The organism is Acidobacteriota bacterium, assembly GCA_040754075.1.
In the GTDB taxonomy this organism is placed as follows: domain Bacteria; phylum Acidobacteriota; class Blastocatellia; order UBA7656; family UBA7656; genus JBFMDH01.
Genome location: JBFMDH010000025.1, coordinates 80,151 through 102,500 on the forward strand (window position 1 = coordinate 80,151; position 22,350 = coordinate 102,500).

15 protein-coding genes, 1 tRNA gene, 2 rRNA genes and 1 pseudogene (1 of these 19 cut by a window edge) are annotated in these 22,350 nt (G+C 46.0%); 4 read left to right on the forward strand and 15 right to left on the reverse strand.

All coding sequences use genetic code 11. The features are described from left to right. Positions 1 to 73: 73 nt before the first annotated feature. The 5 genes from AB1757_22725 to AB1757_22745 all read right to left on the reverse strand — a co-directional run bounded on the left by AB1757_22725 (position 74) and on the right by AB1757_22745 (position 6,879). A complete protein-coding gene (locus tag AB1757_22725; GenBank protein MEW6129873.1) occupies positions 74 to 559 on the reverse strand; it encodes a DinB family protein in 486 nt (161 codons plus the stop codon). Between the two features lie 64 nt (positions 560 to 623). Then, a complete protein-coding gene (locus AB1757_22730; protein MEW6129874.1) occupies positions 624 to 2,759 on the reverse strand; it encodes a hypothetical protein in 2,136 nt (711 codons plus the stop codon). Then, entirely contained in the window at positions 2,759 to 3,598 is an 840-nt protein-coding gene (locus tag AB1757_22735) for an ABC transporter permease subunit (GenBank protein ID MEW6129875.1), read from the reverse strand. The genes AB1757_22730 and AB1757_22735 overlap by 1 nt, the downstream gene beginning before the upstream one ends. Positions 3,599 to 3,686: 88 nt before the next feature. Beyond that, positions 3,687 to 4,655 (reverse strand): ABC transporter ATP-binding protein, encoded by a 969-nt coding sequence (locus AB1757_22740; protein ID MEW6129876.1) that lies wholly within the window; start codon positions 4,653 to 4,655, stop codon positions 3,687 to 3,689. 64 nt (positions 4,656 to 4,719) lie between these two features. Beyond that, positions 4,720 to 6,879 (reverse strand): hypothetical protein, encoded by a 2,160-nt coding sequence (locus AB1757_22745; protein ID MEW6129877.1) that lies wholly within the window; start codon positions 6,877 to 6,879, stop codon positions 4,720 to 4,722. A 252-nt stretch (positions 6,880 to 7,131) separates the two neighbouring features. On the opposite strand from AB1757_22745, the gene AB1757_22750 reads away from it, so the two are divergent. Both AB1757_22750 and AB1757_22755 read left to right on the forward strand, forming a co-directional pair. After that, positions 7,132 to 8,274: a cystathionine gamma-synthase gene (locus tag AB1757_22750; GenBank protein MEW6129878.1), complete on the forward strand. Its 1,143-nt coding sequence runs from the start codon at positions 7,132 to 7,134 to the stop codon at positions 8,272 to 8,274. A 279-nt stretch (positions 8,275 to 8,553) separates the two neighbouring features. Continuing rightward, the gene (locus AB1757_22755) at positions 8,554 to 9,594 is read left to right on the forward strand and encodes a PP2C family serine/threonine-protein phosphatase (protein MEW6129879.1); all 1,041 of its coding nucleotides are present in this window, start codon (positions 8,554 to 8,556) and stop codon (positions 9,592 to 9,594) included. A gap of 55 nt (positions 9,595 to 9,649) precedes the next feature. On the opposite strand, the gene AB1757_22760 is transcribed toward AB1757_22755, so the two are convergent. Genes AB1757_22760 through AB1757_22775 form a run of 4 tightly spaced genes read right to left on the reverse strand, consistent with a single transcriptional unit; the run spans position 9,650 to position 14,368 of the window. Next, positions 9,650 to 11,797: a pilus assembly PilX N-terminal domain-containing protein gene (locus AB1757_22760; protein ID MEW6129880.1), complete on the reverse strand. Its 2,148-nt coding sequence runs from the start codon at positions 11,795 to 11,797 to the stop codon at positions 9,650 to 9,652. Between the two features lie 56 nt (positions 11,798 to 11,853). Then, complete coding sequence (locus tag AB1757_22765; GenBank protein ID MEW6129881.1) at positions 11,854 to 13,113, reverse strand: prepilin-type N-terminal cleavage/methylation domain-containing protein; 1,260 nt, start codon at positions 13,111 to 13,113, stop codon at positions 11,854 to 11,856. Positions 13,114 to 13,153: 40 nt separating this feature from the next. Further along, positions 13,154 to 13,816: a hypothetical protein gene (locus tag AB1757_22770; protein MEW6129882.1), complete on the reverse strand. Its 663-nt coding sequence runs from the start codon at positions 13,814 to 13,816 to the stop codon at positions 13,154 to 13,156. A 39-nt stretch (positions 13,817 to 13,855) separates the two neighbouring features. Further along, on the reverse strand, positions 13,856 to 14,368 hold the full coding sequence (locus tag AB1757_22775; GenBank protein ID MEW6129883.1) for a prepilin-type N-terminal cleavage/methylation domain-containing protein: 513 nt from the start codon (positions 14,366 to 14,368) through the stop codon (positions 13,856 to 13,858). 325 nt (positions 14,369 to 14,693) lie between these two features. Here AB1757_22775 and AB1757_22780 point away from each other — a divergent pair, with 325 nt between their 5' ends. After that, on the forward strand, positions 14,694 to 16,262 hold the full coding sequence (locus AB1757_22780) for a R3H domain-containing nucleic acid-binding protein (protein ID MEW6129884.1): 1,569 nt from the start codon (positions 14,694 to 14,696) through the stop codon (positions 16,260 to 16,262). Between the two features lie 129 nt (positions 16,263 to 16,391). Here the strand turns inward: AB1757_22780 and AB1757_22785 are convergent, their stop codons facing one another. Together AB1757_22785 and AB1757_22790 are read right to left on the reverse strand one after the other, a co-directional pair. Beyond that, on the reverse strand, positions 16,392 to 17,216 hold the full coding sequence (locus AB1757_22785) for a c-type cytochrome (protein ID MEW6129885.1): 825 nt from the start codon (positions 17,214 to 17,216) through the stop codon (positions 16,392 to 16,394). Positions 17,217 to 17,316: 100 nt separating this feature from the next. Beyond that, positions 17,317 to 18,174, reverse strand: coding sequence for a hypothetical protein (locus AB1757_22790; protein MEW6129886.1), 858 nt, complete (start codon positions 18,172 to 18,174; stop codon positions 17,317 to 17,319). Positions 18,175 to 18,606: 432 nt separating this feature from the next. Between AB1757_22790 and AB1757_22795 the strand changes: the two are divergent. Beyond that, a pseudogene (locus AB1757_22795) lies at positions 18,607 to 19,647 on the forward strand (O-antigen ligase family protein). A 175-nt stretch (positions 19,648 to 19,822) separates the two neighbouring features. Here AB1757_22795 and AB1757_22800 read toward each other — a convergent pair. From AB1757_22800 to AB1757_22815, 4 genes are all read right to left on the reverse strand, one after another. Then, positions 19,823 to 21,127 carry a glycosyltransferase family 87 protein gene (locus AB1757_22800; GenBank protein MEW6129887.1) on the reverse strand — a complete coding sequence of 435 codons (1,305 nt, stop codon included), beginning with the start codon at positions 21,125 to 21,127 and terminating at the stop codon, positions 19,823 to 19,825. A gap of 33 nt (positions 21,128 to 21,160) precedes the next feature. Continuing rightward, positions 21,161 to 21,245, reverse strand: a tRNA-Leu gene (locus AB1757_22805). A gap of 113 nt (positions 21,246 to 21,358) precedes the next feature. Then, a 5S ribosomal RNA gene (rrf, locus tag AB1757_22810) occupies positions 21,359 to 21,475 on the reverse strand. 94 nt (positions 21,476 to 21,569) lie between these two features. Continuing rightward, positions 21,570 to 22,350: ribosomal RNA gene (locus tag AB1757_22815) — 23S ribosomal RNA — on the reverse strand (it continues 2,228 nt past the right edge of the window).

The following is a 22,350-nucleotide window of genomic DNA, read 5'->3' on the forward strand; positions in this document are numbered from 1 at the left end:
GTAATCGGTAATCGGCAGTCGGTGGAACGTCTGAATATAACCACCGGCTACCGATTGCCGACTACCGGGTTTATCACCAGGGCATTTTCAATCGGACAATATCTTTCATTTGCGTGAGATGGTTGATGTCATTGCCGTTGATTTGACGATTGACCAATTGTTCGACAGTCATCGCCCCATCGGCTTGATGAATGCCGATTCGTCCCCAATCTTCAACTGTAGCTGACGCCAATAAATTGACGGTTTCACCGCGCAGGACTTTGAAATCGTGGAGGGCTGCTTTGGTGTCCTGATTGATGTAATCGTTTTCATAAGCCAGACGATTCTGGTCAACCACTTCCAGAAACGGATGGTCTTCGTTCAACATCTTTTTAAACCGGGCTAAATAAGCGAGCAGTTCCATATCGCGCAGGTGGCACATAATCTCTTTGATTGACCATTTATTGGGAATCGGTCGCCAGCGTAACTGTTCATCATCAAGATTGCCGATTAAATCTTCGAGTTCATTGGGTAACGAGCGTAGGTTATTTAATAATCTGTCTTTTTCTCTCTGATCCATTTATTCACCTCTTAACTTTTCGTTCAATGAAAGAGCAGAAAGATACAAGCCTGATTGGATAATTTCAATTCGATTTTCGGGCATCCGGGTTAATCGCATCAAAGTAGTTACGCACCAGTGACCGCATCTGCGTGGGAACCTGACTGCGTTGAACGCTGCGTTCGGCTTCGCGACGATATTGTGGATAGGCATTTGAATAAGACACCCGCGCCGAACCTTTCCCTGCCTGATTATTGGTATAAACGAAATCGCCTTGTGGGCGCTCCTGCAATTTACCCGCGAATCGCTCTTCTCTGCCTTTGCCTTCCAGTTTGCGACTGCTGTCAGTCGAAGGAGTTTGTATACCTTTGCCTCCGGTTGGATTGTTTTTGCCGGGCTTTCCGGGTTCATTTTTTGCGTTCAAGGTAATCTGTTCGCTTTGCTGTTCAGCCTGTTGTTTGCGAATTTCCTGCTCTTTCAATTTCTCGTCAAGCCCGCGCTCCCGCGCCATCTCTTCACCCATTTTGCGAAATCCGGCAATCATCTCTTTGACCTGTTGGTTCTGCAACAATAATTTGGCAGCCGCCTGTAACTCTTTTCGCAGTTGCTCATTTTTCTGGAGTTCACGCGCGACCTGTTCAATAGTTTGTGGATTGATTTGCTTTACCATCTGCTCAAGGGCATTTTGGAATTCTTTGGACTGGGCAAGCGGCGCGAGGTCTTTGGCTAATTGAGCGGCGGACTGTCCGAGTTTGGCAATATCTTCGGCGCTCAGTTTGCCGTTTTGCAAATCTTTGGCTTTATCCATTAACTCATTCGATAAAGCTTTGGTGCCCTGTTCGGTGAGGGTACTGGTTATCGGATTAGTCGATTCCGAATTTTCATTTGCGCCATCACTTTTTTGCGGGTCGGAGTTTGGCGATTCATTTGGTGTTGAACGGGTTTCTTTTTCAACCTCTTTCAAAGTTTGCGCCAATTCTTTATCAACCGCTTCGGTTTTTCCCGGTTGGTCTTCGGAAGACGGTTCACGGTTCTTCTCCGGGCTTTCCGGCTGTGGCTTTTGCCCTTCGGTGGATTTGCGGCTTTCGGGATTTTCTGTTTTGGCGACCTGAGAATCATCACCTTTTTCAGTTGACTCATTCGGCTGAGTTTCAGGTTTTGCAGTCGCTTCTTTTTTGGATTTATCAACACCTGGGGTTTGCGCCACTTGAGTTTGCTTATCCTTGGTGGTTGATTTGGTCTCGGTTGATTTAGCTTTCGGCTCGGCAGTATTCGGTTTCGTCGCAACGGCTTTTGATTCAGCCGATTTTGGTTGAACCTTGGCAGATTTCGCGCCACTTTTTTCAGGAACAGTTGATTGCGCTTCTTTTATTTCATTACCTTGAATTGCAGTTTGGTTATTGTCACTCGCTTTTTCCTCTTTACCAATATTTGCCAGAACTGAGCGCATACGACGTTCAGCCATTCCGACAATTTCATTTGCCCGTGTGCTGTTTAACTCATCGTGGCGTTGGCGAATTTTTTCCTCAAGCGTTCCCAATTTTTTCAAAGCATCGGCACGGTCATAATTTGAATTGCGAAGTTCTCTACCTAATGCTGCCTGCTCTTTTGCAAGTTGAGCCGTCACCGTATCGGGCGGGGTGAATTTTTCAATCTCTGTGGAATACTTCTCTAACTCTTCACCGGCAAGGGTTATCTCTTCGCGCATCTCGGCGATTTCCTGACCGCCGGGAAGCGACTTTTGCGGGATGAGAAAGGCGACCACAAGAACCAGAGACGAAATCAAACTCATCGCATAAAATTTCTTCAATTGATATGGAATAATGGTTGAAGCCTGCGTTTCCGCAATTTTACCGGCGGCGTCTTTGATTTGCGCTGCTTCAAATTGGTGATACGGATTCCCGCGATTGATAATGGCTTGAGCGGTTGCAAAACGGTCTTCAAGGGAAAGCGATTCGTCGATTAAAAATCCTGCGTCATTTTCATCTTTAAATGCCAATCGCCATTTAATCAACAACCCAATTGAAACGGCAGTGAAAATCGCAGCAACAATCAACCAGATGGGAGTGTTCAATAATTGCCATCGCAAATAAACCACCACCGCAGCCGAAAGAAATCCGGCAATGATGATGCCAAGCACCAGCGCGTCCTGTAAGGCGAGCAAACGCCTGCGCCACATCACATTTCGTGCCAATTGATTGATTTTTTCAACTGCTTCCATTACAACCACTCCCTTACTTTATTCAATCGTCTTAAACTGATGAAAATGCTTAAAGCCGTCAGCAACAAATAGAATATCACCTGGGTTATCCAAACCGGAACGGAATGTAAGAAAACCGTGTTCGGGGGGTTGGGTACACCGGGAATGACCAGATAAGTAATTGCCGCAAACGGATTGGTGCGCAGCAATAAAAACGTCATATTCAGAAATGAGGTTGAAGGTCCGGTGACAAAATTATTGGCAACCGCAGTCAACAACAACCCCAGCGCAGGCATCGCCAGCACCAGAAAAATTACTGTAAAAACGCTAACGAGTTGCGCCAGCACGCCGCGCCGAATCATGGTTGACCACATAAAACTGAGCGAACAAAACGTAACCCCTGCAACGATCATGACCAGATATGACAAAGCGATTTCACCAAGCCCCACACCGCCCAAAGAATAAGTTAAGGTAATCAATGGCAATGATCCGAACATTGTCAGTAAAAGGTAGGTTAAGGCAGCGCCGAGTTTACCGTTTAGTATGGTGGTTGGTTTTGCCAGCGTCGCTATCAACAGACTGAAGGTTTCCTGTTCACGTTCTGATGAGATGGCGCTGGCAGAAAAGGTCGGGGCGATTAAACAAATCAATCCCAACTGCACATAAATCAACACCGGCGAAAGGATTCGACCCGCCATGCTGCTTACCGATACCGGCGCGTTGACGCTGATTGCCCAATAAATCAATCCGATGATGGCGCTCAACACCAGGATGTAGCCAGTCAATACCACGAAGGCGCGTTTGCCACGCATTCTCGTGCGCATCTCTTTAACCAATATGGGATTCGATATTTCCATCATTTAAGTCCTGAGTCCGGAGTCCGGTGTCCGAAATCCTGAATTCAATTGTGCTGTTAAATTAGCTTTCACAAATTTCCTTAAAGACCAATTAAGCCACCACACCGCGAGTAATTTTCAAGAAGATGTCTTCAAGGTTAGCTTGCGAACGATTAAAACCGAGTAATCTGACCTGACGAGCAATCAAGTAATTTAAAACGTCATCGACATCATCGGCATCGCCGGTGAATTCGGCGCGAATCACCCGACCATCACACATGGTTTTCGCAATATCGGTTCGTTCCGCCAGCACTTCCAAAGCCAGTGTGGGATCGCCTTTAACGGTTATCTCCAATAAAACATGACCGGAAAGCTGAGTGGTTATTTCATCAATACGACCTGCGGCTAAAAGTTTCCCGGCTTCGACGATGCCAATAGAAGTACAAAAATCGGCAAGCTCCGTGAGAATATGCGATGAAACCAGCACGGTTTTTCCCATCCGACAGAGTTCGCGAATTAATTCGCGGATTTCAATACGGGCATGCGGGTCTAAGCCGGATGCCGGTTCATCAAGCAGCAAAACCTCCGGGTCGTGCAAAAGCGTCTTCGCCAGACACAACCGCTGTTTCATGCCGCGTGACAGGCTCATCACCTGGGCGTCATATTTTGCCGTCAAGTCGGTCAATTCAAGCACATCCGAAGTCGCCTGTTTACGGCGTTCGGGCGGCAGTTTATAAAGCGCCGCGAAATAATCAAGGTATTCCCAAACCAGTAAATCTTCATACACCCCAAAACTATCGGGCATAAAGCCGATGATGCGACGCACTTCGTGGGGTTCTTTCACGACATCGTACCCCCCGATGTATAAATGCCCTTCGGTTGGCAACATCAAGGTCGCCAGCATTTTTATGGTGGTGGTTTTTCCCGCGCCGTTCGGGCCGATGAAGCCGAAGACTTCACCGCGCCCGATTTCAAAATTGAAATTATTGACCGCCGGAAAGTCTCCATAATATTTTGAGATATTATCGACTTTTATCATGCTCGAAGTGGTTTGGGTTTCTGTTGTTTGAATTTCGCTCATCGAATTCATTTCTCTCATCTGATTAATATCTATTGAATACCTTCGTTTTACACTCGCTGGAAAATTATAAATAAATCACATAAAGCGCGCGGCTTTTTCGATTGGTGGCATTGTTGAAATGAACTGGCGCGGGGTTATGGTTAGTAAAACCAATTAACATGGAATGCTCAAGATTTTTATAAGCATTGGTCATCAACTCATTTTCCCAGAACGCCTGTAAACGGGTTTTATTTTTTCCGGTGCCGCGAATAATCGAATTAACCAACCCGTCAAACATCTGCGATTCATAATTATTTTGCGACGGGTCATCCGGGTTGGCGGGCGGCAATTGAGCCGCGTACCAATCGGGAAAGGGGATGGATTGAGGATTGTTTAATGCGACCTCTTTCTCTTCGCCTGCGGCAATCGTGAACAAATCAGTGATTCCCGATTTGCACACATAAACTGCCTCAGAAATTTCCTTGTCACTCAGATTTTTTATTTTAACGCTGGTGCCATTCTCTGTGGTGCGAATCATCATTGAGGGTTCGTTGATTACCGAGCGAAGGCTGAAATAACCGGGCGTTCCATTGGTCGTTGGCACGGTTAAATTCAGTTTTGCAGCTTCGCGTTCGATTTCAATATTTTTCCCAACCGGAGGTGGACCATTGCGATTATCATCAACCGCAAACGAGGTCTTGCCATCAAGGTTTACGATCTGGGTTCCCTTGCCTTCGCCGCGCAGTAAAAATCCCCCGCGAATATTTTGAATGCTTTCTTTCTGAAAAAATTCGACCAGCACGGCATCGGCGGCGATGCCCTCAACTTTTCTAAACTGCCCGACCCCGACGCTCACCATCGTAAAAAGGATGGCAACCGCCGGAATGGTAATCCAGGCGGAATCCAGCTTTTTCATTTTTCGCAACACCAGATAATTAATCGGGCCCACAGCCAGAACATAAGCAAGCAGGAAGATGAGAAAATAACTGGAGGATGCCGGTTTAATATTGGCGAGCGAGTAGAGAAAATCTGAAGAACCTCCACGTCGGGAAAAGAACCCGCGCTGATCAATTGCCGGATTCAATAAATCAGACCACAAATATCTGCCATTATTCCAACTGCGGTAAGGGTTCAATTTCGGATTAATCGCCACGAAACGGACGAGACCATTGCCATATCGGTTTTCTGCAACCAGCGTTTTATCGTTGGTTCCTAGGATAACTTTGGCATCGGGTTTCGCCTTGGCAGATAAGACCACCAGCGGCGCGGGATTATCAAAAACGCCATAGAGGTCTGTCAATTCGGGAAGCGCGGCAATGGTAGCAGAACTCTCTACGCTTACCGGTAAAAGGTCATCCAGTTTTGCAGCATGCAGTCCGGCAACATCAGTTCCGCCCGTGACAATTAACATTCCACCCGATGCCACCCAGTTCTTTAAAGCTTGTGCCTGATCTTCGGTTAGTTGATTTAAAGGCGCATCGCCCAAGACGACAACTTCAACAGGTTGATAAGAGATAAAATCTCGCGGCATATCTTCGGCAGAAATAACCTGTGGGTGTGCCGTGACATCGCCATTGCCGAAAAATCTGGGATTGCGGCGACGATTAGGTTGCGGATTGCTGGCAGTTTGCGGGGTATCTTCTTTACGTATCTGAATGGTATTTTCAGCAGTAACTTTTTCAAAAGGGTTTCGCGGCGTTTGATTGTTGTTACCTGCTCGATTGGTCAACATCATCGAGGTAATGTTATTGAGCGTCGTGGTATCGGTATCGACGACGGCAATATTTAATTCATCATCTATTCCAGATTGGCGCTCGGCTTCAAGCGTAGTTTGGGCGACAACTTTGCCGCTCGCTTCCAGCGTCACATCGATATTGTCACCGCTATAGAGAAAGACAGGGATTTCGTGATACTGCCGTGAGCCGGTTGGCAATTGAATAGTTTTGATGAACTCACGCCCCTGCTGATTTTGATTGATGGAGGATTGAGATTTAATTCTGATCTGCCCGACGATTTGTTCACCTTGATTGGCAAGCGTGACGCGAAAGGGTGTCCAGGTTCCCTGCCACCCATTTACGGAAACTTTTCCAAACCCGCCGCGCACAATCATCTCTAATTTATCCGAGCGAAAGACCCCGGGTTCAACGGCTTCAGTTTGTGCTTTACCCGATTCGAGATTAAAAAAACCCGAAGCCAATACAAAAATTATTGTGAGAAGAATAAGCTTAATCAAACGGTTGTGCATAATCGTATTCAGGCTCCATTTGCCTGGAATTTACCACCTTTTACACAAAAGATTGAACTCAAACTGCGAATTACCCGTGAAAATACAAGCATCTCGGCATACGAAGCGAGTTTCTTAATGGTTCAATCTTGTTTGTCTTCTGGTGCGTGGTTACGGGATTGCGTTGCTTACAACTTTGAATTTATCCACCCCATCAGCGGACATAAGTAAGATTTTTATGCTAAATTAAAAGTGATGAAAATTACACCGGAAATGAAGTTTTCTACCAAAGCAATTCATGCGGGACAAGAACCCGATCCATCCACTGGCGCTGTGAGCGTACCGATTTATCAAACTTCGACTTATGCTCAAGAGGGGCTTGGCAAACATAAAGGGTTTGAATATGCGCGCACACAAAATCCTACGCGATTGGCGCTTGAACGAAATTTAGCAGCCCTGGAAAACGGCAATTGGGGATATGCCTTTGCTTCGGGAATGGCTGCAATAAACGCAGTGATGACGCTTTTGCAAGCCGGAGACCAGGTCATTGTCAGCGATAACACCTACGGTGGAACCTTTCGATTATTCGATAAGGTGCTGAAAAAATTCGGGCTGCAATTTTCCTACGTTGATACCCGCGAACCTCAGAATGTTGAAGACGCCATCGTGGCACAAACCCGCATGGTGTTTGTGGAAACGCCGACCAATCCGGTGATGTCACTCACGGATTTGCGCCTGGTTTCCGAAATCACCCGCCGTCGGGGCATCCGCTTGGTTGTTGATAATACCTTTATGAGTCCCTATTTTCAGCGACCCCTTGACCTCGGCGCAGATATTGTTGTGCATTCGACGACGAAATATTTAAATGGTCATAGTGATAGTGTGGGCGGCGTGGTGATTTTAAATGACGATGAGGATGCCCGACAGATACAATTCATCCAGAATGCCGCTGGAGCTATCCTTTCTCCGATGGATTCCTGGCTGGTGATGCGCGGGACCAAGACGCTTGCCGTAAGAATGCGACAACATGATGAAAACGGAAGACAGATTGCGCAGTTTTTATCCGAACACCCGAAAGTGAAAAAGGTTTACTATCCGGGCTTAAAATCACATCCGCAATATGAACTTGCCTGTAAACAGATGATGGGGTTTGGGGGAATGCTTTCCTTTGAAACCGGCTCATTGGAGAACGGCAAAAAAGTCTTGGAAAATGTTCGCCTCTGCACCCTTGGAGAATCACTAGGCGGGGTTGAAACGCTCATCACCCATCCGGCTTCGATGACTCATGCGTCGGTTCCGGAACCTGAGCGCAATCGCCTTGGAATTACCGACGGTCTGGTTCGTATATCAGCAGGCATTGAAGATGTCGAGGATTTGATTGCGGACATCGATCAGGCGTTAAGCAAAATAGACTGAAAATCGGGTATTTTTAATCGCTTAACGTATTCTCTTATAAAGAGAATAAATGTTTGTAGCTTTTTTCTATCACACTGGTTTGGGATTAACTTCATTGTTTTTATTGCAACCGGGCATCCTCAAATATTGAATCGCCGGGATGCAACTAACTCGACTTGCTAGAGTGAATTGAAATCAAGCATAATCAGCGAACCGAGGTAAAATTATTTTGGAGAGACACCCATAAATAAGCAGTCAGGCAATTTCGTGTTTCTCAAATAGCAGCGTTAATAATTTAATATGCCGGAAGACGTTACATTTAATATTGCGGTTTACGCAAAAACCAATGTGGGCAGAATTCGCCCAGGAAATGAAGACAACTTTCTTGTCCTTAATCTCTCGACAGCCGATACCTGGACGCCTCAGAGCATTCCGGGCGAACCGGATGGCAACCTGACGACCTTTTCACAAAGTCATTATGGGTCTTTAATGGCGGTAAGCGATGGGATGGGTGGTGCCCTGGCAGGCGAAATCGCCAGCAGTCTCGCCGTAGCCTCGGTGCGTGATCGAATGCTGGAGATTCAAATCAGCCCAACCTATTCAAAATTCCCTTTTCCCGAACGACTGCGCCTGTCTATCGAATTGGCAAATGCCCACATTCATCACGAAAGCCAGGTGCGGCCTGAATGTGCGGGAATGGGAGCCACCTTTACCGGCATCGGCATTCACGAAGCCTACGCCTATTTTGCACAGGTTGGGGATAGCCGCGCTTATTTGATTCGCAATGGACAATTGCAGCAAATTACTCGCGATCAATCTCTGGTTGGGCAATTGGTAGAGGCTGGCCATATCACCGAAGAGGAAGCCGAAAGGCACGCCTATAAAAACGTTATCCTTCAAGCCCTTGGAGCGACGCCCGGCGTGAATATCGTTATCGACCGGTTGCCGGTAAAAGATATGGACATCGTGGTTTTATGCAGCGATGGACTTTCAAATAAAGTGCGACCGGAAGAGATGAATCAAATCATTCACGATGCGCCTTCGCTTAAAGAAGCCTGTGATATGTTGATTGAACTGGCAAACCAGAGAGGCGGCGAAGATAATATCACGGTTATCGTTGCCCAATTTTCCGGCGGTCGTCTGGCAAAACCCAATGATGTGCTGTTTACTACGGGTGAACAAAACCCTGCACAAACTAAACCGATTCATTCAGAAAATAATTTTCGCTGGGGCGCTGAAACGCTTCCGCGCGACCCGGCTCTCCCGTCTGAATTAAGTCAGGTGATTTTAACCGACGAAGAAGAAATCACCCTGACCCCGACCAATAAATTACCGGAATAAAAAAAGCGCAAGATTAACCTTGCGCTTTAATCAATTCTTAACCGCTCCTGAAAGCTTAATGAGAATTTTCTACTGAGCCATAATAAATTCTTCGATAAGAAGTCACCATCGGGATATTGGTTTGAGCTTTTACGGTCGGCGTACCCGTCGGTTCTCCCGAATCGACAATATAACCCGGATAAAATGGCGGCGCATGGTTTTTATCATATCGCGCATCCCATCTGCCTTTGTAAGCATAGCCATGCCAACGTCCATCATACACCCCCAGGTTATCGTAATTGCTCGATTGCGCGCCGCCAACCAGCGTGAAGTTGCCGCGATTGGGCATATTGCGATAATTCAAAACGTCTGACCGGATGCGTCCGCCATAAGGTTTGCCGTTCGTCCCAAGAATTGGATTGCCATCGGCATCGGTTAAATCGAAAGCCGCGATTGATGCATGAACGGTCAGGTTGTCGGGCGCGCGTCCATCACTTGGAATATTAATATTGCCACCGGAGGCAAATAATCCTAATACATTTTTCGCGTCCTGATTGATGGCGTTTCCGGCAGAATCGGTAACCGGAACTTCATAAGTTAAATCACCCGTTAGCGTCAGGCTTCCGCCACTCACCGGTTGACGCGGATTATTTGTCGGCACGCCGCCTGCGGTTACGGTGATGGCAAAATCCGAATCAATTGCCGGTACGGGTTGCCCATCGGCATTTCGACCGGGACCTTTCAAAGAACTGATGTCCCCATAAACATAGAGCGAAGCCGCCGAGCGGCTATTGCCTTTATTCAATGAATGGTCACGAGGAATCCCGTTCAGGGTTTTGGTCACTCCCGTACCCGCATCAATAGTCGTCGTGTTGGCGTCCAAATCAATGGTCACGGTTGTGGTCTTTGCGCCTTGGGTAATTTTTATCGTTTGACGATTACCGGCAGGGTCAGCCAATAACTGCATCTGATCCACGGTTCCCATGACATAGACGCCGCTGCCGATAAAAACATCGCCATCGGTCGGAATATAAACCCCGCGTTCAAGCGAAGGTGTGGTTGAATCGGGAACCTTGGATTCCGGTAAGGCTTTTTGTAAATCGGTTGACAGGCGTAAATTGGTTCGCAGTTCTCTGTCAGTCGGAGGTCCTGCGCCCAGTGAACTCCCACCATCCAACACCGAACGCGCCTGATCAAATGCATTGGTTGGTGGTGGAATGGGTTCAACCCCGCGATCAAAGCCCGCAAGGAATTTCGGCGCGACCAACACGCCATCCACAACATCCGAATCGGCATCAACCGGTGATGGGACAAACGCTGCACCGTGACGATAAAAACTGGTGGTGCGATAAGCCTGGGTTACATAGCCATGAAAAGTCGGCGCATCCTGACCACCGGCAGTTGACCAGAATCCGAAGCGTTGATTGGTGTGAACCCGCCCGGCAAATCTATCACCGGGACCGAGTCCTTGATAGATAAATGGCCCTTCAGGATTGAAAGGATCGAACTTGTCCATATACAAGGCGAATTCCGAAAAACTGCCTACGCGAATCCCTCCGCCTTCAGCCTTGGCAATCAGTTTAAAATTGACCACCCCTTCTTCAACCAGCGTCACCATGCCGTTTAAACCTGCCAAACCCTCACCCAGAGATTCAACTTCATAGGTAACCGAGTAGGGTTCAACCTGTCCGGCTCTTGGATACAATGGCGTGAGGAAATTAACTTTGAATCCTGCGTGACCCGGATTATTGTCATTAGCCGGATAGGGGATACGGATTTCCTTAATTTTTACTTTGGTTTTATAAGCTGCATTGTTGGGAAAATTTTCTGATGTGGTCAGGAGTTTTTCGGCTGCCTGGATAAAGTCATTCGGATTGAGAGAGGGTTGTCCCGGGGTAATGACCGGCGGGTCAGGAAGCGAACCGATAACGAATTTTTCACTGCGAATCAGCCGATGCAGGGTGTTGACGCCAGCCTCTGCGGCATAAAATCCGCTGGTTACATTTTGAAAGTTTGCGGTAATCGCTTTGTCCGTCAGGGTCGTAAAAGTTACTGCTACACCAAGCATCAACAACAACGAGGCAATCAGTAACACGGTAACTAAAGCAATGCCTTTTTCGTTTTCATCACTCTTTGGAAAATCAGCGCCTATGAGATGAAGCGCATGATTTTTACGAAAAAATTTTGAAAACCAATTTTTGAAATCCACTTCCCCTCTCATCATTTCCATCTCCTAAAGTTGCAGGGATGATTGCAACTCAATACTCAATCTTTATCTCACTATGGCTTTCTAACCGTTGTATCGTTCAATTTTTCGCCAAGTCTTGGAGTCTTGCCGATCCGTCGAACATTGTGATTATATCCGCCTCTGCCGAGTGAGCCGCCGTCACCGCTGCCCGAACCATCACCATATCCGCTGCCGTTGCCTCTGCCGAAAGCGCCGCCATTATCGCCAAATCCATTGCCATCTCCGTCACCAAATCCGTCGCCCCCGCCGTTTCCGCCGCCTGTGCCGCCATTCACCCCAGCGCCCGGAGCGCCAGCGGTTGCCCCACCACCGGAATTTCCAAAGGCTCCGGTTGGTGTAGTTCGCGGACGGATAACCGTTGCCAGCGTATACATCTGGTCGGATTTTTTCGCCGGGTCTTCCATTCTCGCTGTCATGGTTACTTCAATGGCATTGGTTCGATATTGGCTTGAAATATTTTGCTCTTTAACCCATTGCCCATCGCTCTCCCCTTCTTTGACTTCGAGGTAGCGCAATTGAAATGCGGTGATGTTACTGGAAATGGTCATCGGAGAAGCGCTGTTGATTGAAAGCGCCAGCGAGGGATTTTCTTTATCTGATTTATCGATAAAATAACGTTTGATAGTTGCCGGTCGCACACTGAATGCGCCATCCATATAAGTTATGCCAAAAGGAACTTCCGGTTTAATTCCGGCATACTCGACGGGTTCAAAACTCACCCCCATCGCTCCGGTCATGGTTAATCCGGCGCTTTTGATCTTTATTAAATCAAATTGAATCGTGCCATCCTGTAATACCGAACTAACAATGAATTGTTCGTCGGGCTGAAAAGCCGCAACCACATCCTTGGCTTCCAAACCACCGGCGGTATTGGGAATTAATTCAACAAATTTATCGAGAATGTTAAATGCCCGAGTCGATGCCGGAATCAGCGGCAAAGCTTTTGAGGGAATTCCGGTTTCCGTATCCGATGAGATGATGGTTAATTCATCGGTCTTTCCATCAATCCCATTATTTGAGTAAACCGAGCGGAAGCGTGGGCCAAGCCCCAGGGCATTTTCTTTGGATTGCTGAATATCGCGGGTTAAAAAATCAATCAGTAGCCGACCGTTTTGATTCATCTCAGCGGCATTTTGTTCGGTAGTAAAGATTCGCTGGCTTTTCAACATCAAGGTCATAATCGAACCCATGATGATCGTGAACACCACCATAGAGATTAATAACTCCGGCAATGAAAAACCGTTTTCAGCATCGTGATGCCGCCTTGAATTTGGATTGTTTTGCACCTTCATAATCAGCCTCCTCAAAAGTCTGGAATGCACTCACAGAAAATTATTGATTGGTCATCACCGTGTAGAGATCAACCAGTTCCGGTGATTTGCCGGGTCTGGCATTTTCACTTTTCACCCGCACCGCAATCGTAAGCCGACGATCCGCTGGATTTTCTTCCTGGCTCGACAGGATCACCCATCTACGAATGTAATTGACCCGCCCTTCAGGAAAAGGATTGGTATTAGAGATGGTGCCATCCGGTCGTCGAGTTTCGGCTGTACCATCCGGGTAGACCACGGTTATCGTGCCTTGCGGTTCAACATCATTTTCATAAGCCAGAATGATTTTGTCGTAATAGTAGGTTCCGTCTTCCCCTTTTACATCATCTTCGAGACTTCCGACGATTAACGCATCGCCTTCACCCGTGGCATTGGGATTGGAATGCAACTTGGCCGGATCAACCAGGCGATGAAATGAGATGGTGCCGAGTTGTTCCAGTTTATCCTGAGCAAAAGTGGTGGCGGTGGTAAAATTGCGAGAACTGGCACCGGTTTTCATGGCTAAGGTAAAAATTCCGGCAATACTGATTAAGGCAACCACGGAAACCCCCATCGCGATCATGGATTCAATTAATGTCAGCCCTGCTTCACCTGATTGGTTTCTTGATTGATTGTTAAACATTAAACTGTCAATCAATTTGCTAATTCGGATTCTCATATTCATAGCTTCTACTCTTTCCTGTCTTCATCATTTTGGGAGGAATTAGTTTTTCTCTTCGCGCTGCATTGGAGAAACATTTACCTGTCCGGTAGGGGAGACCGTGACAATTTGAAAATAGTTATTCTCTCCGTTTACGCGAATCAATTGATTCTCTTTGGGCATTGGCGTGATCACACCTCGCCCATCAAATGCCAGTTGTTTAGGAGCGTCAGAAGCAATGGAAACGCCTTGAGACAGATTGAATGTCCCTTTATTTTGGGGTGTCAATTTCCCTGTCGGGTCATACTCTTCAATATCTATTTGCTGCTCGGACGATAAGATAATCGCGGTTCGTTTATTATTTGAGGTTGCCAGGTATCGCGCGCGTTGAATCGAGGTTGCGACATTGCGCGAGGAGACGGTCAACCGATAGCGTTTGAGATAATTCATAACTTGCGGGATTGAAAAAGCAGCAATGATGGCGATGACTAAAAACACCACCGTCATCTCAACGATGGAAAAACCTTGTTGGCTTGTTGGCGAAATTTCGCGCTTCCCATTTTTTATTCGGAACATAAAGTTACAAATTGAAGAATTTTTTTACCGATGTTTCGGGAAATCTATTGGGGGTTTAAACCAAATTGGGAGCCGAATTAAGGCTTTTTTTGAAACAGGTTCCGATCTTGAAGGGGCAGGCTTGGTCAAACACCGGATTCAAGGCAATCCGTATTCCAATTGTGATACAAGACCTAATTTCAAATTACTCATCAAAAGCACCAACGGGTTTAAGACAATTTTTTATTCCATACACTCCCTTGTTGGCTGATGACAAATTAACGCCATATCTTGTACACTTAAATCAACCTGAGTCACTCGCCCGACAAGATTCAGGTGAAAGGTGGTGACATCTTTGTCAAAGAAAGAATTTGTTTCAACCGATAATCTGGACTTATTACTCAATGTTTTGCCTCCTGAAATTCAAGATGCTTTAACAAGAGAAGGAAACACTGAGTCATTGATTGAAATTGTGCTGGATTTGGGAAGGCTGCCGGAAGCCCGTTATCCTAATCGAGCCGTTTATCTCAATCAATCGGTCATTACTCATCAAAACTTACAATATGTTTCAAGCCGTGTGGGCAATTTCACACGCGATAACCGCGCCGGCATTGAGCGCACGCTTCACCGCATTTCGGCAATTCGCAATCGTTTGGGTGAAATCGTCGGACTCACTTGCCGCGTCGGGCGTGCCATCTATGGCACCGTGGACATCATCAGGGATGTTGTTGAATCTGGCAAGAGTATTCTCTTGATGGGAAAACCCGGTGTCGGCAAAACCACTTTGCTTCGCGAGGCTGCCCGGGTGCTGGCAGATGACCTGGAGAAGCGCGTCATTGTGGTGGATACCTCCAATGAAATCGCAGGTGATGGCGATGTGCCGCATCCGGGAATCGGACGCGCCAGACGCATGCAGGTGCCCGACCCTGAACACCAACATTCGGTGATGATTGAAGCGGTTGAAAATCATATGCCTGAGGTAATTGTCATTGATGAAATCGGCACTTCGCAGGAAGCCTTAGCCGCCAGAACCATCGCCGAACGCGGCGTGCAATTAATCGCTACCGTACATGGCAACACCTTAGAAAATTTGCTGGTCAATCCGACGCTTTCGGATTTAATCGGCGGGATTCATGCAGTGACCCTTTCGGATGAAGAAGCGCGGCGACGCGGAACCCAGAAAACCGTTCTCGAACGCAAAGCGCCGCCGACTTTTGACGTATTAATCGAGCTTAAAACCAAAGATAATTTGAGTATTCATCAAGATGTAACGCTTGCCGTTGATCAAATGCTTCGTGGTTATATACCGCAAATCGAAAACCGTGACCGCGATGAAGACGGGAATTTCATTGTCTCTAAACCTGAATCCAATAAATCAAGAAAGCGGGAATCAGCCAACGGCATATATAATTCACCGCTTTATCAACGACACACAGAAAACAATGGCAACGGTCACAAAAAAGCGATTCGCATCTTCCCCTACGCCATCAGCCGTGAGCGTTTAAAACGCGCGATTGATGAACTGGGCGTTGCTGCGATGATTGTCGATAATGTGAAAGAAGCCGATATTATTTTAACCCTCAAATCACACGCCAAACGCCAATCGCCAAAACTTCGCGAAGCTCATGGTCAAGACATTGAGGTTCATGTTTTACGCAGCAACACCATCACCCAAATGGAAAATTTTTTAAGGGCTATTGGTGGGGGTTCTGAAAATACCGCGAATGAAGAAATCGCCATGCAGGAAGTCGAGGAGGCGGTTCTCGAAGCGGTTGAAAATCGCCGCATGGTTACGCTTGCGCCACAACCTCGTCACATACGCAAAAAGCAACATCTTTATATTGAGCGTAGCGGCTTGATTTCAAAAAGTAAGGGGCAAGACCCAATGCGCCACATCGTCGTTTACCCCCGTTGAAAACCCTTCAATAAAAATTATTCAAGTGCGGTTGTTTTTCAATTTTAGGCAATGGTAATTGAATCTTTTGAGGAAATTTATTGATAGCGAGACTCTCGAATTAAACGGAGTCTCGCTGAATTTGAAGAATTAATTTCCCTGTCTTTGCGGAGGGAAAGCAACAGGTTTGGCTTGCCCTTTGTGACAGGTGTAACAGGTTATGGTCATCTGCCCATTGAAAAAATCTTTGGCTATGCCACCCGCCATCGTCAACATCCCTCGCGCAGTCTGTTTTGCCGGATTGTCATCCTTGGAAAAATCACCCTGCACATGACAATGTGAGCATTGGACGCCTAGCGACTTGGTAAACAATTGCATAGTCATCTTGACTCTGCCGGCAGTAACGCCTTTAAAAATTTGAATATTTTTAAAGGCTTGTTCCGCAGGTCGTTTATCTTTTTCGGCTTCAGCCATCAAGGCATCCATATTCTCTTTGGCGAGAAATGGTGCAGGTTCAGGTTTCACTTGCCCTGCGTGACACATAAAACAAGAGGCATTTTTAGCGCCTTTTTCCTGAGCGAATCGCACCAGAGCATACATTTTCCGGGCAGCCAGTTTTGCAGGTTTTTCATCCTTTTCGTTCTGCCCCTGGACGTGGCAATGGTCACATTTCACACCTAATGACCGGGCAAAAAAACCCATCGCCCCCATCACTCTCGAAGCCGGAATCCCTTTTAAAATCTGGATGTTTTTATAAACCTCTTCGGCTTTCTTATCATCCTGTCCCGAAGGATTGGATTGATTGCTTTCGTGGATTGAAAACCCGGTTTCAGAAAACTCATTTGCGTTCAAATGACTCATCGACAGGTTTTCAAAAAAATTGTTCGCCGCAGCCTGTTGTTTAAAACCTAAACCCCATAGACAAACACAGACAAAACTGATCACAACTGCTCTTGGCAGAATTCTTTCTGACATTCCTAACGCCTCCTTGATTAAATGTGAACGGAATTCTAATGCAGGGTAATACGCTCAGTTCTCAGAACCGAGTTACAACTTTTATTTACTTTTTAGTTGATTATTTTATTGGGGTGAAAGCTTCCCAGTCATAGGTAACACCCAGCGAGAATCCGCTTTTCGGTGCATTTTTTGATATGCCAAAAACACCGGCGGCATTCCATCTCACACCCAACGCCTGTATCTGTGTGCCGATTCGAGCCGTAGAAAAATCTTCAGTACCCAGCGGGGCATGTTTTCGAGTTGAATGCCGCCCATTAATTTCGCCTAAAAGATTGACCTTATCTGAAACTTGATAAATGCCCGCCAAGCCAAAAAGCAAAACATCATTTTGAGAAAAATTACCTAACGGAGCTTCTAAAATGCCGATTCCGAGATTGCCAAAGACATTTAATTTTTCATTATTGAATTTTTTCCCGGCAGTTATCATGCCAAAGACGTTGGTGGTATTTGTGCCAATTCCCCGCGTTTCGTTGGAATTTGGCAGTTGCATACCGAAACGAAATCCAAAACCGGGCAATCGTTTGGTTTCATTTCTAAGTTTAATTTTCATCCACAGGGTAGCGTCTCCGACATCATTGGTATCGGTCGCATTGTCGCCAAGTTTGAGATTAACCGCAGAAGGTGTACGACTTTTTATGGTTAAAAACTGTTGTAAAGTCCATTCAATTTGAAATTCAACATTCGGCGCTAACCCGAAACTCAACCGCGTATCGGCTAACTTAGTCACATCCCCCCGCAACCCGGAAAGCGGAAAGGTTTGATCTTGAAGAAATTCAAATCCCGACTCAATTCGGATGATGCCTGGTTTAATGATATCTACATCTTCTGTGAGAAGCGGGCGCTGTTGTGCTGTTGAAGAGTCAACCAAAACGACGGTGATGAGGATTAATAGAAACGGGAATATTTTTAAGACCATTTTCAGTTGCTCCACCTGGGTTCCCCCTCAAACAATGCGGCGATTCTATGATTTGTAATATGGTTTTGTCAATCAAACCAGGCTCACGCCGACTAAATGAAAGCGGGAAATATTCTGTCTCAATTAAATACTAAACCGATTGCCTTAACTTCGACTTACATCATAAAATTAAAGCTCTCACACGAATGTCCTCAAGGATTCTTTCTGTAAGGATGAAATGTTTTGATAAGTTATAATGACGCTGAAAAGCCTCAGATTAAACACCAGCGAATAATTAACCTAACCGATTCAATTATCACCTTCTCGCTGATATTGTATGCAGCCTTTCTTCCTCATTCGATAGCGGTCACTCAATCCGCTTTTTTAATCGGATTTTTAGCCTGGGTAACCCAGCTTATTGTAAAAAAGGAATACCGACAGAAACGGGCACCAATGGATATTGCCATTCTTGGCTTTTTCGCCTGTTGTGTGATTTCTTCTTTTCTTTCATTCGTCCCTTATATCAGTATTAAAGGTCTTAAAAGTCCGGCTTTTTTTCTAGCCTTCTATTTCGTATACAAGAATGTCAAAGATTTAAGATTCGCCCGTTTGCTCGCGCTTATTGTTATTATTTCCTGTTTAGGAAACGTTGCCTACAGTGTCGGTCAGGTTGCCATAGGTAAAGGGATTCGGATTGATAGCATTCAATCTGGTGGGCCATTCGATAAAGAAGGGTTTGCAGTTGGCGATGTGATTCTTGAAGCCGATAAGCAGAAGGTAAAGTCACTTGATGATTTGGCAAAAATTGCCGATGCGGAGCGCGGCAGAATACAAATTACTTATTTGAGAAATGAAGCCATCGACGAAGGGAGTATCTCCCGGAAAGCCATTCGCAATTCCGAAGGCGATGGCGTTGCCCGTTTAGGAATCACCGGCTCGCCCGGCAGAAATTTTCGGGTTACGGGGTTCTACAGTCACTATGAAACTTATGCCGAGGTTCTCCAACTGATTGCCCTGCTTTGCATTGGATTATTAGTTGGTCAACCGAAAAAGAAATCCCCCTTATCTATTTTTCTGTTGGTATCTGCTTGCTTAATCATTTGTGCCTTACTGTTAACCTCAACGCGCGCCTCAATAGCCGGCTTGGCAATCGGCATTGGCATTATCGCTATCTCCAGTTCCAGAAAACGATACATTGCAGCCGCTGTGATATTGGTTATTTTAATGTCACCTCTTGCTTTTCTGATCATTAAACATTCACGAGGAGATATCCTTTTAAATTTTCAAGAAGAGAGTACAACCTATCGATTGGAAGTGTGGCGAGAGGCGTTGAATTTAATTAAAGACTACCCGTTAGCTGGGATTGGAAAAGGAAGTGAGGGGAGACCTGATTTTCGAGAAAAATACGCCCTATACAATAATGGCAAATTACCACCCGGTCATTTTCATTCTTCGATAATTCAAATTGCCACCTGGTGGGGACTTCCAGCCCTGGTTTTTTACATTGCCATGATGGTGATATTTTTCATTGACCTGAGACGACTTAAAAATCTTCTTGCCAGTAGAAAAGAGGTAGAAAGCTGGGGAATCATCTTAGGAATTATTGGTGCGCTTGTGGCATTTAATGTCTGCTCACTGGTTCATTTCAATTTTGGTGATGGTGAAGTGGTTATGACTTTTTGGTTTCTTTTAGGATTGGGGGTGGCAATTCGTCATAACGTTGAGGAACAAGTTTCGCAGGAAGCCAAAGCGTATAAAGTAGCCCCATCAATACCAGCATATTTATATAAAAATCCACCCCAATTACCAGCAACCAACGCTGAAGCGAACGTCCAGGCAGCAGCGGTAACACAAAATTCAAAAGGGAAATAATTATCAAAATATTTCTAGTTACTACAGATTTTGATTGTTCAGCGAATTGAGCGGCTGCGAGCGCGAAAACGGGTAAAAGCAAGGCAATAAAGTAAATTTTAGAAGTCAAAGGCCCAATCAATAACAGCAAGCTAATAAAAATACCCGTCTCGAGCAGATATAAATTGCCTTTTAAATTTATCCCCTCCTGCTGAATGGAATCAGGCATTCGCTTTTGAAATAAATAACCAGCCAGTATGATTAAAAACAAAGAGATTCCCATCCAATATTTATCTAAAGTTGAAGGTGAAATTGATAGCAAATTAACCGCCGGATATCGCGTATCCCCATCAACTCGCCGTCCGTAATCAATATCGGAAAAATATCGTCGAAGTTGCCCTTTTAAGGAAAGATTAATCGGGCCGTTCGCTTCATGAAATTCCTGATTAACCGCAACATGAGAGAACCACTGACGGAAGAGTTCGTTGTTTCTTGAAAACCCGAAATAAAGCGCAGGTAAAAGATTGAGGGTTATTAAAAAAATTCCTGTGTATAAGAGGGGATGCCATCGCTTTTTAAAAAAAAAGTAAGCGAATAGAAAAATCGGCGTGAGTTTGATGGTAATCGCTGTTGCCAAACAAAGTGCAGCCCAAATCTCTTTTTTGGTGAAGACAAAATACAGAGAAAGAAATGTTAGAAAAGTAATCAGTAAATGGGCATTCCCATAATGTAGAACCTGAATAAAATATTGTCCGGTTGAAAGAAATAAAACCGCCCAAACCCATTTTGAAATTTTTTGTTGGTTTAAAATTCGACCAAAAATAATCAGGCAGCCGATAATTTGAAAAATTGAAAACAAATACCAGAAATAGGCGGCAACTTTATAAGGAAGCAGCCAGAGAGGGAGAAATAAGAGCAGAAAAAACGGTGGATATCGATAATCCATTACCCGACCGAGGGCAAAATCGGGAGCATATAAATCGGTTCTTCCTGACAGCAGGGATTGGCCTGCGGCATAATAAACTGGAAAATCAATTAAATTTTTTATGAACACCAAACCAAGGGCGATCAAAAATCCTGCGATAAGGAAACAGCAAGAGATTTTAATGAGTTTAACCGACATCGGTTAGCAGGAAACCAGGATGGTAAATTTAAATGCCGAGGGCGGGACTCGAACCCGCACGGGCTTTTGGCCCAGAGGATTTTAAGTCCTCTGCGTCTACCTATTCCGCCACCACGGCTGATTTGACTTGGTGATTATAAATCAAATATCGGAAGGTAGGAAATTCAATATTGGAATTTCCACAAAAAGAAAAGCCCGCCAGTTGAAGCGAGCTTTCTTGGAAAAATTAAATTCCGGCAGCGACCTACTCTCCCACACAGTTTCCCGTGCAGTACCATCGGCTCCGTAGGACTTAACTTCCGTGTTCGGGATGGGAACGGGTGTGACCCCTACGATAAAACCACCGGAAAAATCGAAAGAACGTAATAAGTGTTCTCAGAAAATCGAATAGTTGATAATCCCTGAATATATGCTTTTAACCGTTTTGCAACCAGCAAACTTTACGGTCAAGCCTATGGATCAATTAGTACTGGTCAGCTAAACACATTACTGTGCTTACACACCCAGCCTATCAACGTAGTAGTCTTCTACGGATCTCATAGGGAGAACTAATCTTTGGTCGGGCTTCACGCTTAGATGCATTCAGCGTTTATCCCTGCCCAACATAGCTACCGAGCGCTACCGTTGGCACGATAACTCGTACACTAGAGGTTGGTCCAATGGGGTCCTCTCGTACTACCACCAGATTCCATCAATTCTCCTACGCCCACGCCAGATAGGGACCGAACTGTCTCGCGACGTTCTAAACCCAGCTCACGTACCGCTTTAATCGGCGAACAGCCGAACCCTTGGGAGCTTCTGCACCCCCAGGATGCGATGAGCCGACATCGAGGTGCCAAACCCTGCCGTCGCTGTGGACGCTTGGGCAGGATCAGCCTGTTATCCCCGGGGTACCTTTTATCCGTTGAGCGACGGCACTTCCATACGCAACCGCCGGATCACTAAGGCCGACTTTCGTCTCTGTTCGACTTGTTTGTCTCACAGTCAGGCTGGCTTATGCCTTTACACTCTACAGGTGATTTCCAAACACCCTGAGCCAACCATCGCGCGCCTCCGTTACAATTTGGGAGGCGACCGCCCCAGTCAAACTACCCGCCTGATAGTGTCCCTCTCCCGGATGACGGGAGTAGGTTAGATTCCAAGCGCAGGAAGGGTGGTATTTCACCGTTGGCTCCACCGAGCCCGAAAGCCCGATCTCAAAGCCTCCCACCTATCCTACGCAT